Consider the following 13,865-nt stretch of genomic DNA (forward strand, 5'->3'; position numbering starts at 1 on the left):
AAGATGCGGCCAATCCTCATTCTGCTGATCATCGAAGCATTGCTCAGTCAACTGTTGCGGCCGCTCTTTTCGACACCGGAAAGTTATATCACGTTGATGCTAGTCGGCAATTCCATCTTGATGCTCTGGTATTTGCTCAAAAACTCGGAGACGACGCCATTATTTCTCGTCTTCGTCACCGCCTTCATCGTGCGTCTCGGATTGATGTTCGTCGATCTTGAGCTGTTTCGGCTCCCGCCACACAGTGGGGATGATACGGAGGCGTTCCATCTCGAAGGGCTGCAAATCTATCTCGATCCAGCGATGTTCAACGAAGTCGTTCGCGGAAGTTACTCGAAGTTCCTCGGCATCTTCTATCTTGCATTCGGACCTGAACGGATCTTGGCACAATACTTTAACGTCATCCTCGGCGTCGTCGCCGTCGTCATTCTCGCGAAAACGCTTCGGCTGCTCGGTCTGCCGATGCGGGTCGTGTTCCTGTCGACGCTGTTATTTGCCTTCTTCGCCCAAGGATTGTTGCTTTCGCCGATCCTGTTACGCGATCAACTCGTCGCACTCGGTATTGTCTATACGCTCTATTACATGGTGCGCTGGACGATGGATAAGTCGGGTACTTCCTTGGCACTGGCCTACCTCGCTTACTTCGTCAGTACGATTTTCCATTCCGGTCTCGCGATTGGAATCGTCGTCTTATTGGTTTATTTCTCCTTTTATAATCATGCGACCGGTCGGATGGATTTCGAAGCTTCCAAAGTACAGCGGTTGGTCATGCAAGTCCTGATCGTCGGCTTCATCGTCTACAGTTTTCAGGATGTCTTGTTCGCAAAATTCACACACGTCTCGGAAAACGGTCAATTGTTTAGCGGGATGAGTTATGACCGTGGTGGATCGGCTTACTTGAACGGGTTGACTGTCACGGGACCACTTGACATGATTCTCTATTCACCGCTTCGGATGATCTATTTCCTCTTCTCACCGTTCCCGTGGCAATGGTCCAGTGTGACGAACATCGCCATCTTCTTCTTCGACGCCGCCGTTTATCTCCTGCTGTTCGCACTGACAATCCGGCACTTCCGCTATTTGAAACACCATCCTTACGCTGCTGTTTTATTGTTCATGTTGTTCCTCTTCATCGTCAATGCACTCATCTTTGGTCTTGGGACAGGAAACGTCGGAACGGCAATCCGTCACCGCTACAAATTGTTTCCGATGCTCCTGATCGTCTACACATCGATTCATTATATTCGCTACCAGGCGCTTCACCACTTTGAGGAGGTCGAACAACGTGCAGAATAAAACGATTTTAATCACCGGTATCGCAGGGTTTATCGGGTTTCATGCCGCTCGTCGATTTTTAGCGGAAGGGTACCGTGTCATCGGACTCGACGAAGTCAACGATTACTACGACCCGGCGTTGAAAGAGGCGCGCTTAGTCGAACTCGATCCGAGACGCTATACCTTTTATCGTGTATCGCTCGAGGATACAGCAGCCGTCGACGCCATCTTCGCGAAGGAACAGATTGATCTCGTGCTTCATCTCGCAGCACAAGCGGGTGTCCGCTACAGCATCGATCGACCGGACGTCTATATCACATCGAACATCGTCGGCTTCCTGTCGATTCTCGAAGCCTGTCGTCATCATCCGGTCGAACAACTCGTCTATGCCTCTTCCAGTTCCGTTTACGGCTCGAACACGAAGATGCCTTTCGCCGTGACGGACGCGGTCGACCATCCGCTCAGTCTCTATGCCGCTTCCAAAAAAGCGAACGAGTTGATGGCCCACACCTACAGCAGTCTATACGGCATCAAAACGACGGGGCTTCGATTCTTCAGCGTCTATGGTCCGTGGGGACGCCCGGATATGGCGTTGTTCAAATTCACGGAAGCAATCGCGAACGGTCAACCGATTGATTTATACAACTACGGTGAGATGGGACGCGACTTCACCTATGTCGACGACATCATCGAGAGCATCTATCGGTTGTTACAGACAGAGCCGGTCGCTGATCCGTCCTTTGATAAAGCGGCGCCACAGCCAGACCGGAGCTTCGTTCCATACCGGGTCTTCAACATCGGCAGTCACAGTCCGATCCGCCTGAACGAATTCGTCGCCTTGATCGAACGGCGGCTCGGGAAGACGGCGATCAAACATGGTATGCCGCTCCAGGCAGGAGACGTCCCGGAAAGCTTCGCTGACGTCACGTCGTTATTCGAGACGATCGGTTACCGGCCACGGACGACGGTCGAAGCTGGCGTCAATGCATTCATCGATTGGTATGAACGTCATTACCAGCTGAAGGAGGAGGTCCAAGATGGCGCTTAAGGAAGATCTTTATTATAAGTCTCCGATATTTATTCAGAATATTTTGACATCCATTTATGGCAAAAAGCTGATGCATGAACGGTACGGGGCCCGTTATGAACAAAAACTGATGCAATTACGCGAAAAAGACCGGTCGCTTGACTATCGCGTCGAACAACTTGAACGTTTGAATGCGTTTCTCTTGTTCGTGCAACAACATACCCCGTACTACCGGGAGCTGTTTCGACAGCTCGACATAAAACTTCCGCTGACGTCACTCGATCAGTTGGCGCTGATTCCGGTCCTTGAAAAAGAAACGTTACGGCAGCAAAACGACGAATTCATGTCGGAAGTCGACGCGCCTGTCCGAGGACGGACAGGCGGAACGAGCGGGAAGTCACTCCAGGTTGCTTTCATGCGCGAGGACATTCAAGAACGAATGGCACATCTCGATTACTTTAAGGAACAGCACGGGTTTTACGGCGGGATGCCACGGGCTAGTTTCACAGGACGGACCTTGACGGCAGTCGATCAGAAAAAGCCGATCTTTTGGCGGATGAATCGTCCGCTCAATCAATTGCTGCTCTCGATTTTTCATATGAAAGAAGAAAACTTTCCCGCCTATATCGAGGAATTGAATCGTTTCCGACCAGTCGCATTAGACGGGACGCCGACGGCAATGGTCGAAATCGCCCGTTATTTACTCAAAAATAAGATTCGACTCGATTTCAAAATCGTTGCCATCTTTCCGACGTCAGAAACAGTGACAGAAGAAATGCGATCGATTCTTGAGGAGGCATTCGTCGCACCAGTCTTCGATCAATACGGTTCGTCAGAAGGCGCTCCGATCATTTCTGAATGCACGCACCGGAAGCTGCACCTGCACCACGAAACAGGCATCATCGAACCATACGGACCGGATGGTGAAGTCGTCGTGACGTGTTTTACGACACGCGGGACCCCGCTGATCCGTTACCGGATTGGTGACCGCATGACCCTCAGTCATGAGACATGTGGATGTGGATTGAACGGACCGGTCATCGCCTCGATAGACGGACGGGGGACAAGTTTCATCGTCAGTGAGAAGCGGGGCAAAGTCTTTGAAGGTGATATTACGACAATTGCCCGCGAATTACCAAACTCGGTCTTACGACTTCAAGTCGAACAATACGCATTCAATCGTGTCACACTGCGTTACATTCCAGACAATCAGCGTTTCCAACCGAAACATGAAAAGATTTTATTGAACGAGATGCGCAAATTGCTTGGACCGGATATGTTGATTACGCTCGAGTCCGTCGAACAAGTTAAACAAGAACCGAATGGAAAAACATTGATCATCAAACAGTCGATGAAATAGGAGGAGTCCATCATGAATAAGGCAGTCAAACACATCACAGATACGACAGCAGCCGAAACACGATCACTTCCCATCGCCAACCGTTCAATTGCCGTCGTCGGCCTCGGCTACGTCGGTCTCCCGGTCGCCATCGCTTTCGGTGAAAAGACAGGTGTCGTCGGTTTTGACATTAAAGAACAGCGCATCCAGGAACTTCGTGAAGGAGTCGATGCGACGCTCGAACTGACACCGTTCACTTTAAAAAATGCGGACGTCAATTATGTAACGGATGCTGCGGCACTTCAAGCGAGTGACTTCATCATCGTCGCCGTACCGACACCGATTAATGCGCAAAATCAACCGGACTTGACGCCGCTCTTACGGGCGTCACAACTTGTCGGACGCCAGCTTAATAAAGGCGACATCGTCGTCTACGAGTCGACCGTCTATCCGGGGGCGACGGAAGAAGATTGTATCCCGGTCCTTGAGGAATCTTCGGGTCTTAAAGCAGGCGTCGACTTCTTCGTCGGTTACTCACCGGAACGGATCAATCCGGGGGATCATGAACATACGTTCAAGACCATTAAAAAAATCGTTTCAGCACAGGATAAAAAAACGCTCGATGTTGTCGCAGAAGTGTACGAAGCCGTCGTCGAGGCGGGGGTCCACCGGGCATCATCGATCAAAGTCGCAGAAGCGGCAAAAATCATCGAAAATACGCAGCGTGACTTAAACATCGCCTTGATGAACGAACTTGCCATCATCTTCGACCGGATGGACATCGATACGCTCGAGGTCCTCGAAGCAGCAGGGACGAAGTGGAACTTCCTTCCGTTTCGACCAGGCCTCGTCGGAGGACACTGCATCGGGGTCGATCCCTTCTACTTGACGATGAAGGCTGAATCGCTCGGTTATCATCCGGAAGTCATCCTTGCCGGGCGACGCATCAACGATACGATGGGGCGCTTCATTGCGACATCACTCGTCAAAAATCTAATCAAACAAAACATGCCGGTCCTCGGCGGACGCGTTACTGTCCTCGGTCTTTCATTCAAGGAGAACGTCAGTGACATCCGGAATTCGAAAGTCGCGAATTTAATCAAGGAGATCGAAGAATTCGGAATTGAAGTCCAAGTGACCGATCGCCTTGTCTCGAAGGATGAAGCGAAACGCGAATACGGGATTGATCTGCTCGACATGACAGAGCTTAAACCAGCCGACGTCGTCATCTTCGCCGTCAGTCATGAAGAGTACGTCGAAGGAAACTGGCTACTCGCGAAACACTTACTCAAAGTGGGGCGTGGTGTCGTCGTCGACATCAAAGGGATGCTCGCACCAGCTGAAAAACCGGAAGGGGTGCACTTATGGCGTCTTTAAGAATTCTCCAAGTTTGCGCGCTTGATACGACAGCTGAAACGATGCTGCAACCGTTACTGCTTGCGCTGCGCGACGCAGGGCATGATGTCGGGATTGCTTGTGCCGACACGGGAGCCTCTGACAAGCTGGCAGCACAAGGCTTTGCGATGCATGACATTCCGATTGAACGGAAAATTGACTGGACGAGTAATTGGAAGACTGTCCGCTCGATCGTTCACATTTTAAAGACGGGTCGCTATGACGCCGTCCATGTCCACACACCGGTCGCGGCAGCGCTCGGACGGGTCGCAGCGAAACGAGCGGGGACGAAGCATATCGTCTACACGGCACACGGCTTTTACTTTCATGAAAAGATGGGACGGGTGACGTATCAATTGACCTATTCCGTCGAAAAATGGCTCGCCCGTTTCGCGACGGATTACCTCCTGCTCCAAAGCGGGGAAGATTATGAACTGGCAAACCGGAAACGTTTTAAGGCGACGAAACGGTTGATGCATTTAGGGAACGGTATCGATTTGACCCGATTCTATCCACAGACGCGACAAGGAAACGAAGCTTTCACCTTCCTGTTCATCGGACGGATCGTCGAGGAAAAAGGAGTGCTCGAACTTCTGAATGCTTTTGAAAACGTCGTGTCGCAAGACCCGGATGTCCGCTTGATCATCGCCGGTGAAATGATGGAGAGCGAACGGGATCAAACGACGAAACATCGTTTCCTCGAACGTCTACGCGAGATTCCGAATATCGAGTATCGAGGGTTCGTTGAAGATGTGCCACGACTTTTACAACAAGTCGATGCCTTTGTCCTGCCATCGCACCGAGAAGGGGTCCCGCGCTCAATCATCGAGGCGATGGCGACGGCGAAACCGGTCATCGCAACGAACATCCGCGGCTGCCGGGAAGAAGTCATCGATGGCACGACCGGTTATTTAGTCGAAGTCCATGACGAAACGCAGTTGGCAGCAAGAATGAGTGATCTTGTCAAACACCCGCAACAGGCGTCAGAGATGGGACGGGCCGGATTCGAACGGGCAATGAAACATTTTAACGAAGCTGATGTCATCAAACGACAACTCGATCTCTTTTCGACTATGTAAAAGGAGGAAGTCATCATGAAACGGACATTCGATTTCACAATCAGCCTAGTCGCGATTCTCATCTTACTCCCCGTTTACCTGTTCGTCGCCTTGTTCATTTATACGAAGCTCGGTCGACCGATCTTCTTCAATCAAGTTCGTCCTGGTTATCACGGACAGTTATTTAAAATTTATAAATTCCGGACGATGTCGAACGAGACGGATGCGGATGGCCTCTTACTCCCAGACGAACAACGGATCCCGCACGCGATGGAATGGATTCGGCGGCTCAGCCTGGATGAAATCCCACAATTTTTCAATATCGTCCGCGGTCAGATGAGTTTCGTCGGACCGCGTCCGCTTCTCGTCAGTTACTTGAACCACTATTCGAAAGAGCAGATGACGCGGCATGATGTGTTGCCTGGACTAACCGGTTGGGCACAAATTCATGGGCGGAACGCGACGACGTGGCAAGAGCGGCTCGAACAAGATCAATGGTACGCGGCACATCAGACGTTTCGTCTCGATCTCTATATTCTCATGAAGACAATAAAAATCGTCGTCTCCTCAGAAGGGAACTCGACGGAACATCAGACGGGGATGGGCGAGTTCAAAGGACTTGACGGAGGTGTTTCCCATGATGTCGCTAAGCGATGAACGACTCATCCATGATCCGACCGAATGGGACGCACTCGTCAGTCAGTATCGCCTCGATTGTTATTACGAACATGCCTACTTCGCACTTGAAGAAGTAGGCATCCCCGAAATGTTCTTCTATCCGACAGAATTCGGGACATTGATCTACCCTTATTTGAAACGACCAATCGATGGAACGTCATATCACGACATCACGACACCCTACGGATACGGGGGACCGATTTTCGTTGGGCTTTGGTCACTCGATCAAATCCGCGAAGTCCGTCAACGTTTTCTCGACTATTGTCGTGCGGAACAGATCATCACCGAAACGATTCGGTTCCATCCACTCTTACAAAACGTCGAACTGGGAAAGCATTGGTGCCGTTCGACGCAGCGACTCCAAGCGACCGTGACGGTGGAGCTGACGGATTCATATGAAGCGATTCTCGGTGACTTTTCAAAAATGACACGGCGCAATGTACGAAAAGCAGTCCGGGAAGGCGTCACGATCCGTGTCGCCGCACCGACAGAGTACGAGAAATTTAAACACCTCTACCGCTTGACGATGGATAAGCACGAGGCAGCACCACGGTATTACTTTACGGATGAATACTTTAAACAGCTGTTATCAGGAACACTCGACGCCGAAGTATTGGTTGCAGAATTAAATGGTCACATCATCGCCGGGTGCATCGTCTTATATGGAAGTCGTTTCGCCCATTATCACCTCGGGGCGTCCGATCCGAGCCAGTTAAAGGTTCGGCCGAATCAGTTGTTATTCGCAGAGATGATGCGACGTGCAAAGGAGAAAGGTATGGTTGCGATGCATCTTGGGGGCGGTACTTCACAAGATGCATCAGACAGTCTTTTATTATATAAACGTTCCTTTAGTGAGGGAGCGCATACGTTCTTTTCGATCGGGACGTCGATTCTTGACGAAGTGGTGTATGAACAATTGAATCGGACGTTTTTAACGCAGTACCCGTCAGCGAACGATTGTAAGTGGTTTCCCGTCTATCGCACACCGATCCGTCACTTGTCATCAAGAGGGGAGGAAACATCATGAAGCAAATCCCACTATCGATCCCGCACCTCAGTGGTCAAGAAGCACGCTATGTCACGGAAGCACTCGAAACGAACTGGGTTGCACCACTCGGACCGAACGTTGAAGCCTTTGAAGCGGGGATGCGCGCATATACCAAAACAGAGGCAGCCCTCGCGACAAGTAGTGGAACGGCAGCGATTCACCTCGCCTTGGCGACACTCGGTGTGACGACGGGCGACGATGTTTTCTGTCAGTCGTTGACGTTCGTTGCTTCCGTCAATCCGATTCGTTACGTCGGTGCTCGTCCTGTCCTGATTGATTCGGAAGAGGAGACGTGGAATATGTCACCCGCGGCACTCCGGCGAGCCATGATTCAAGCCGCGACACGCGGACGCCTGCCGAAAGCCGTCATCGTCGTCCATTTATACGGGGTCGTCGCAAAGATTGAAGAGTTGAGTGCGATTTGCGCCGAGTATGACGTTCCGTTGATTGAGGATGCAGCCGAATCACTCGGTTCGACGATCAACGGTCGAATGACTGGGACATTCGGGACGTTCGGAATTTATTCGTTCAACGGTAACAAAATCATCACGACATCAAGTGGCGGAATGCTTGTCGCAAACGATCCGCATTTGATTGAACGGGCGTTTTATCTCTCGACGCAAGCTAGGCAACCGGTCCTTCATTATGAACATACAGAAGTCGGGTTTAATTACCGGATGAGTAATGTCTCAGCCGGCATCGGACGCGGACAACTCGAAGTCATCGAAGATCGCGTCGCGGCACGCCGGAAAATCTTTCAGCGATATACGCGGGCTTTCGACATGCTCGACGCCACACAGTACCAAGCAGAGGTTGAAGGGAGTCGCGCCAATCGCTGGTTGACGGCTTTGACATTACCGGGAGGAATGGAACAACGGGATCAATTGATCATCCGCTTACAACAGAATCACATCGAGTCACGACCGGTCTGGAAACCGATGCACTTGCAACCGGTCTACCGGGATGTCCCGTTCATTACAAGTGACGGGATTGATGTCAGCGGTCGCTTGTTTGCTGAAGGACTTTGTCTGCCGTCCGCCTCACAGATGACGTTTACGGAACAAGCACTCGTGATTCGCTCCGTTCGTCAAGGTATTGTTGAGGATGTTCGACGCAACGTTCGGCTATGAATGTGTGGGAGGGAGACATCGTGATGAGCGATCTGGAGGAAGCGATCGAAGCACTCCGTCTCGCTGCGAACGGGAAGAATGAACTGACGGCAAATACCTATTTTCGTTGGCAACTGAATACCCAGTATCCGACCGTCGCGGAAATCCTGATGTTATTTGGATCTTGGCAAATCGCGCTGGAACGCGCTGAAATCGGGCAAATCCGAGTGGTTTATACAAAATCCGACATCATCGAGGCATTACGAGCGGCGAAAGCGGAACTCGAACCATTCACGAGTGCGACATATCGTGAGTGGGCGCAACGGCATCAGGCGCCGAGCTTGACCGATATCGTCCATCAATTCAACTCGTGGCAGCAGGCATTATCAGAAGCAGACATTTTGAAGGAACGGGTCCAGGAGATGGAACGTCGGATCATCGAATCATTACTGGAAGCACAGGAAGCATTACCTACATTAACGAGTCAAGCCTATACGAAATGGGCGGTCGGAAAAAATCGGCCGACGGTAGCGACAATCGCACGACGGTACGGTTCATGGACGAATGCGCTAGAAATCATCGGCATCGAACTTCCGCGAAAACGGTGGACGGAAGAGGAAGTATTGCTCGTGTTAGGGCGAGCCAGATACGAGACGGAGCATTTGACGATTGCGAGCTACCAACGTTTTAGCGAAGGACAGGACGTACCGAGTATTGGTGTCATCACATCCCTGTTCGGGAGTTGGAGCAATGCAATCATGGTGCTTATGAACCAACAAGATTCGTAAATCGACTTGATTCGAAGGGGATGGAGATATGAAAAAATGGAAGTGGATTGTCTTGACCGTCATTGGCATCGGACTGCTCGTTCTCTTCGGATCAGGTGGGTATGTCTACCATCAAGCGAGTCAGACGCTCGAAGACGTCCAGTTGCCGGTCGAGGCAAGTGTCGAAGCGATTGAAGCGGTCGAACAAGAACGAACGATTTCCTTTCTCTTGCTCGGGGTCGACCAGCATGGAGATGAGGCGGGACGGAGCGATACGATCATCGTCGCAACGATTGATCCTGCGAGTGGGGAAAGTAAGATGCTCAGCATACCTCGTGACTTGAAAACAGAAATCATCGGAAATGGCTCACACGATAAAATCAATCATGCCTATGCTTTCGGGGGGCCTGAAATGGCAATCGATACGGTCGAGAACCTACTCGATATCCGAATTGATTACTTTGCTGAAATCAATCTCGAGGGTTTTACGGATCTTGTTGACGCAGTTGACGGTGTCCGTGTTACGAATGACATCGATTTTTCGTATTACGAGATGCAGTTTCCGATAGGGCAGCTCGACTTGAACGGAAAAGAAGCGTTGGCCTATGCACGGATGCGCTACGACGATCCTCGAGGAGACTTCGGTCGTCAAATCCGTCAACGTCAAGTCGTTCAGGCTGTCGCAGACAAATTGACGGCAGATTTTTCGCTCAGTCGCTTTAACGACGTACTCAGCGTGCTCGGTGAAAACGTCAAGACGAACGTCCCGTTTCCGGTCGTCCGGAAAATTGCGTTAGACTACCGTGATGCTTTGAAGAACGTCGAGACGTTATCGCTCGAGGGAAGTGGTGGAATCGAGTCGGATCAGATTTATTACTGGCATCCGACGGCGGAGTCACTGAAAGAGGTGCAAACGAGTTTGCAACAATCGTTGAGATAGAGCGGGGTTTTAAAGTGAACGGTGTCTGGGTTTTTGCTTGGGATCAAGACATCTTCCGAATCGGAAAGTGGAGTTAAGTGGCGGGAAAGATCGTAGTAGATCGATGCAAGTGGTACGAAAGATTCTTGCTTCCCGTGCTTTCCTCGGGCGAGGCGCAAGCCGTTGCCCCTTTCCCTTACAGGTCAAGGGGAAGGGTCTCGCCTGCCTCTGACAGCGCAAGTCACCTTGCGCTTTTTCCCGTAGGAGTCACGATGAAGCAAATCTTTTTAGCTTTTCTGATAGAAGGAAACTCAAGGATTGAGTGATGCGAAATGGGATGTCTTATGCATCAAAAACGTAGTTGATCAATGTAAGTGGTGCGAAAGATTCTTGCTTCCCGTGCTTTCCTCGGGCGAGGCGCAAGCCGTTGCCCCTTTCGCTTACAGGTCAAGGGGCAGGGTCTCGCCTGCCTCTGACAGCGCAAGTCACCTTGTGCTTTTTCCCGTAGGAGTCACGATGAAGCGAATCTTTTTAGCTTTTCTGATAGAAGGAAACCCAAGGATTGAGTGATGCGAAATGGGATGTCTTATACATCAAAAACGTAGTTGATCAATGTAAGTGGTGCGAAAGATTCTTACTTCCCGTGCTTTCCTCGGGCAAGCCGTTGCCCCTTTCCCTTACAGGTCAAGGTGCAGGGTCTCGCCTGCCTCTGACAGCACAAGTCATCTTGTGCTTTTTCCCGTAGGAGTCACGATGAAGCAAATCTTTTTAGCTTTCCGAATAAAAGGAGACCTTACGAACCAAAAAACGTAGTTGATCAATGTAAATGGTGCGAAAGATTTTTGCTTCCCGTGCTTTCCTCGGGTGAGGCGCAAGCCGTTGCCTCTTGCCCTTACAGGTCAAGGGGCAGGGTCTCGCCTGCCTCTGAAAGCACAAGTCACCTTGTGCTTTTTCCCGTAGGAGTCACGATGAAGCAAATCTTTTTAGCTTTTCTGATAGAAGGAAACACTAGAAAGACTGTGATGCGTCGCGTTTCCTGACACGAATCGCTTTCGAGCGAAAGAGCAAGAAGGAGCGACCCTGCAGTGAAACGAAGCGGCGCGAAAGCTTGCCGCTCGGAGATGATTCGGGAAGAGAACGCGCGACGAGAAACGCGGATATCTTACGAACCAAAAAACGCGCTATTCCCTGTAAGCGTCAAGGGAACAGCGCGTTTTGTAGTAGCATGTGTCGGACATCATGATTGGACGGGTCGGCGAAGCGGCCACAATTTCAAGGCCGAGTAAACAAAGTAGAGAACGGTCACGATGGCAGCTGCGCTCCATAACAGTTGGTAGCTGCTTCCTGCCGTACCGAAACGAAGTCCGACGAGTGCAGGTACGATCAACGTCAACCAGCTGAGGACGAGTGCGACGCGTGCCGTCAATGCATCGACATTACGGTTCAGTCCCATTCCGATGAAGAACATCGACCATAAGAGTGTCCAGAACAACCACGTCGTTCCGCTCATCCAGTCGCCTGCGCTAAAGCTGACGCCGGCATAGAAAAATGCGGCGATGGCGACGAACAGGGAAAACCAGCCGACGCCGCTCCCGTCGAGTCCGAAGATGAACGTGATGCCGACATACAGATACGTAAAGGCAAACAAATAAATGCTCGCATAGCCGAACGTCAAGATCGGATCACCTGCTGCACCGATGACGAGCAACGTCGCAACGAACGTTTGTAGTAATCCTGTCAACAAACTGAAGACACCGGCACTCTTTAAATCAACTTTTCCAAACAAGGACAAACTATTTAAAAAGAGCGCAACGCCCCCAAATAATAAACTTACATTTCCCACGGTCATACCTCCATTGAGACGTCAGACGTCTGATTGTGCTTTAACCATATGATGAATTCGCTTCCAATGCAAGTGAAATTTTAAAGGGAATCGGAACAAAAAAATCCCCTAGAAGCGTTTCCGAAGAAAGTCTCCTAGGGGACGGGCGATTAACGGTTTAAGACAGCGCGTAATGTCGTTTCAGTTTGTGGAAGTGTTCCTTTCAACGTAACGAGGCCGTAGCGCGTCGAACCTTTTTTAATGAAGAAGACACGCGTATAGGCAGATTCTGGTGTATACCCCGTCTTACTCGCATAGACACGCGATTCGTTTGGAAGCGACGTGTTCGTATGGTACCACGTCAACGTCCGGGCGTATGGTCCTTTGACGGTCGTTTTGTATGATTTTCGGCCACTGACGGTCATCAAGTAACTGTATTCAGCATACGTGTTAGCGAGTTTTTGCATGTCTGCTGCTGTCGTATAGTGACTCGCATGATAGAAGCCGTGCGGATTCATGAAGTGACTTGACGCCATACCGATTGTTTTTGCACGACTGTTCATCAACGAGACGAACTTCGATTCAGAACCTGCCGTACGGATGGCGATGGCTTTTGCAGCGTCGTTGCCGGAGCGAATCAACATCCCATTCAACAGTTGACGGAGTGTGACTTTATCACCCGAACGGAATCCAGCCGTGCTGCTTCCGGCAGGAACGGCGAGCATAGAGTAGGTCAAAGTGAACGTTTGATCGAGCGTTCCTTTTTTGGCAGCGGCGTCATAAGCGACGAGGGCCGTCAACAGTTTTGTCGTGCTTGCCGGATAACGGCGCGTCGTACTGGCTTTTGACAGTTCATAGCTTGAGGAGCCGAGTTTGAAATAACGCATCGAGGCGACGGGATAACTACTTGAAGTCGCAGGTGCACTTGTCGAGATTTTTTTCGCGACCTGACTCGAGACGTAATAATAGTTCACTTTCCCTTTTACTTTGTACCAACCATTCGAATAGGAAACGGCATTAAACTTCGAGTTGTATGTAGCGAGCCGTTTAATATTTTTAGAGGACGCGGTGCTTGGTGATGTACGGACGTTCGCACCATACTTCGAGTAGACGATGATTTTATACGTTTTCGTCGAACTTGCCGTGACTTTTTTCGCGACTTGATTCGAAAGGTAACGGTACGCACTACCATCTTTGATTTTGTACCAACCGTTTGAGTACGAGACTGCTGTGAACTTCGCTTTGTACGGAGCGCGACGCGTGATGGTCGCTGATGAACTCGTGCTCGGCTTCGTTCGGACGTTCGCCCCGATCGTCGAAGTGACGACGACCTGGTAACTGGCAGCTTGTGCGGGTAATGCCGGAAGACATAGGGCGACGAGCAGTAACAGTGTCAGTCCAATTCTGAGCGATACTTTCATAAAAATC

At 50.6% G+C, this 13,865-nt stretch carries 12 protein-coding genes; 10 read left to right on the forward strand and 2 right to left on the reverse strand.

The genetic code is table 11. The features are described 5' to 3' along the window. Positions 1-3 precede the first annotated feature (3 nt). From KNP99_RS12395 to KNP99_RS12440, 10 genes are read left to right on the forward strand one after another with little or no spacing between them, the layout of a single operon-like run. Positions 4-1,296, forward strand: coding sequence for a hypothetical protein (locus KNP99_RS12395; RefSeq protein ID WP_215193292.1), 1,293 nt, complete (start codon positions 4-6; stop codon positions 1,294-1,296). Then, positions 1,286-2,323, forward strand: coding sequence for an NAD-dependent epimerase (locus tag KNP99_RS12400; protein WP_214804267.1), 1,038 nt, complete (start codon positions 1,286-1,288; stop codon positions 2,321-2,323). Before KNP99_RS12395 ends, KNP99_RS12400 begins: the two co-directional genes overlap by 11 nt. Further along, positions 2,313-3,662 (forward strand): phenylacetate--CoA ligase family protein, encoded by a 1,350-nt coding sequence (locus tag KNP99_RS12405; protein WP_214846210.1) that lies wholly within the window; start codon positions 2,313-2,315, stop codon positions 3,660-3,662. Before KNP99_RS12400 ends, KNP99_RS12405 begins: the two co-directional genes overlap by 11 nt. A 12-nt stretch (positions 3,663-3,674) precedes the next feature. Continuing rightward, a complete protein-coding gene (locus KNP99_RS12410; RefSeq protein WP_088837882.1) occupies positions 3,675-5,018 on the forward strand; it encodes a nucleotide sugar dehydrogenase in 1,344 nt (447 codons plus the stop codon). Further along, positions 5,006-6,115: a glycosyltransferase family 4 protein gene (locus KNP99_RS12415; protein ID WP_214846208.1), complete on the forward strand. Its 1,110-nt coding sequence runs from the start codon at positions 5,006-5,008 to the stop codon at positions 6,113-6,115. Before KNP99_RS12410 ends, KNP99_RS12415 begins: the two co-directional genes overlap by 13 nt. Before the next feature lie 15 nt (positions 6,116-6,130). After that, entirely contained in the window at positions 6,131-6,751 is a 621-nt protein-coding gene (locus KNP99_RS12420; protein WP_214846206.1) for a sugar transferase, read from the forward strand. After that, on the forward strand, positions 6,732-7,799 hold the full coding sequence (locus tag KNP99_RS12425) for a lipid II:glycine glycyltransferase FemX (RefSeq protein ID WP_214846204.1): 1,068 nt from the start codon (positions 6,732-6,734) through the stop codon (positions 7,797-7,799). The genes KNP99_RS12420 and KNP99_RS12425 overlap by 20 nt, the downstream gene beginning before the upstream one ends. Further along, complete coding sequence (locus KNP99_RS12430; RefSeq protein WP_251132457.1) at positions 7,796-8,950, forward strand: aminotransferase class I/II-fold pyridoxal phosphate-dependent enzyme; 1,155 nt, start codon at positions 7,796-7,798, stop codon at positions 8,948-8,950. Before KNP99_RS12425 ends, KNP99_RS12430 begins: the two co-directional genes overlap by 4 nt. A 23-nt stretch (positions 8,951-8,973) precedes the next feature. Continuing rightward, positions 8,974-9,717 (forward strand): hypothetical protein, encoded by a 744-nt coding sequence (locus KNP99_RS12435; protein WP_088837877.1) that lies wholly within the window; start codon positions 8,974-8,976, stop codon positions 9,715-9,717. A gap of 28 nt (positions 9,718-9,745) precedes the next feature. Then, a complete protein-coding gene (locus KNP99_RS12440; RefSeq protein WP_214846202.1) occupies positions 9,746-10,636 on the forward strand; it encodes an LCP family glycopolymer transferase in 891 nt (296 codons plus the stop codon). A 1,216-nt stretch (positions 10,637-11,852) separates the two neighbouring features. Here the strand turns inward: KNP99_RS12440 and KNP99_RS12445 are convergent. Both KNP99_RS12445 and KNP99_RS12450 read right to left on the reverse strand, forming a co-directional pair. Then, entirely contained in the window at positions 11,853-12,464 is a 612-nt protein-coding gene (locus tag KNP99_RS12445; protein ID WP_251133096.1) for an AmiS/UreI family transporter, read from the reverse strand. 143 nt (positions 12,465-12,607) lie between these two features. Then, a complete protein-coding gene (locus KNP99_RS12450) occupies positions 12,608-13,858 on the reverse strand; it encodes an SH3 domain-containing protein (protein ID WP_088837874.1) in 1,251 nt (416 codons plus the stop codon). Positions 13,859-13,865 lie beyond the last annotated feature (7 nt).

It is taken from the genome of Exiguobacterium sp. s95 (assembly GCF_018618655.1).
In the GTDB taxonomy this organism is placed as follows: Bacteria; Bacillota; Bacilli; order Exiguobacteriales; family Exiguobacteriaceae; genus Exiguobacterium_A; species Exiguobacterium_A oxidotolerans.

Bases quoted from the DNA above. Each gene is read 5' to 3' on its own strand.
- KNP99_RS12395 (WP_215193292.1), top strand. From the start codon at position 4: ATGCGGCCAATCCTCATTCTGCTGATCATCGAAGCATTGCTCAGTCAA.
- KNP99_RS12405 (WP_214846210.1), top strand. From the start codon at position 2,313: ATGGCGCTTAAGGAAGATCTTTATTATAAGTCTCCGATATTTATTCAG.
- KNP99_RS12410 (WP_088837882.1), top strand. From the start codon at position 3,675: ATGAATAAGGCAGTCAAACACATCACAGATACGACAGCAGCCGAAACA.
- KNP99_RS12415 (WP_214846208.1), top strand. From the start codon at position 5,006: ATGGCGTCTTTAAGAATTCTCCAAGTTTGCGCGCTTGATACGACAGCT.
- KNP99_RS12420 (WP_214846206.1), top strand. From the start codon at position 6,131: ATGAAACGGACATTCGATTTCACAATCAGCCTAGTCGCGATTCTCATC.
- KNP99_RS12425 (WP_214846204.1), top strand. From the start codon at position 6,732: ATGATGTCGCTAAGCGATGAACGACTCATCCATGATCCGACCGAATGG.
- KNP99_RS12430 (WP_251132457.1), top strand. From the start codon at position 7,796: ATGAAGCAAATCCCACTATCGATCCCGCACCTCAGTGGTCAAGAAGCA.
- KNP99_RS12435 (WP_088837877.1), top strand. From the start codon at position 8,974: ATGAGCGATCTGGAGGAAGCGATCGAAGCACTCCGTCTCGCTGCGAAC.
- KNP99_RS12440 (WP_214846202.1), top strand. From the start codon at position 9,746: ATGAAAAAATGGAAGTGGATTGTCTTGACCGTCATTGGCATCGGACTG.
- KNP99_RS12445 (WP_251133096.1), bottom strand. From the start codon at position 12,464: ATGACCGTGGGAAATGTAAGTTTATTATTTGGGGGCGTTGCGCTCTTT.
- KNP99_RS12450 (WP_088837874.1), bottom strand. From the start codon at position 13,858: ATGAAAGTATCGCTCAGAATTGGACTGACACTGTTACTGCTCGTCGCC.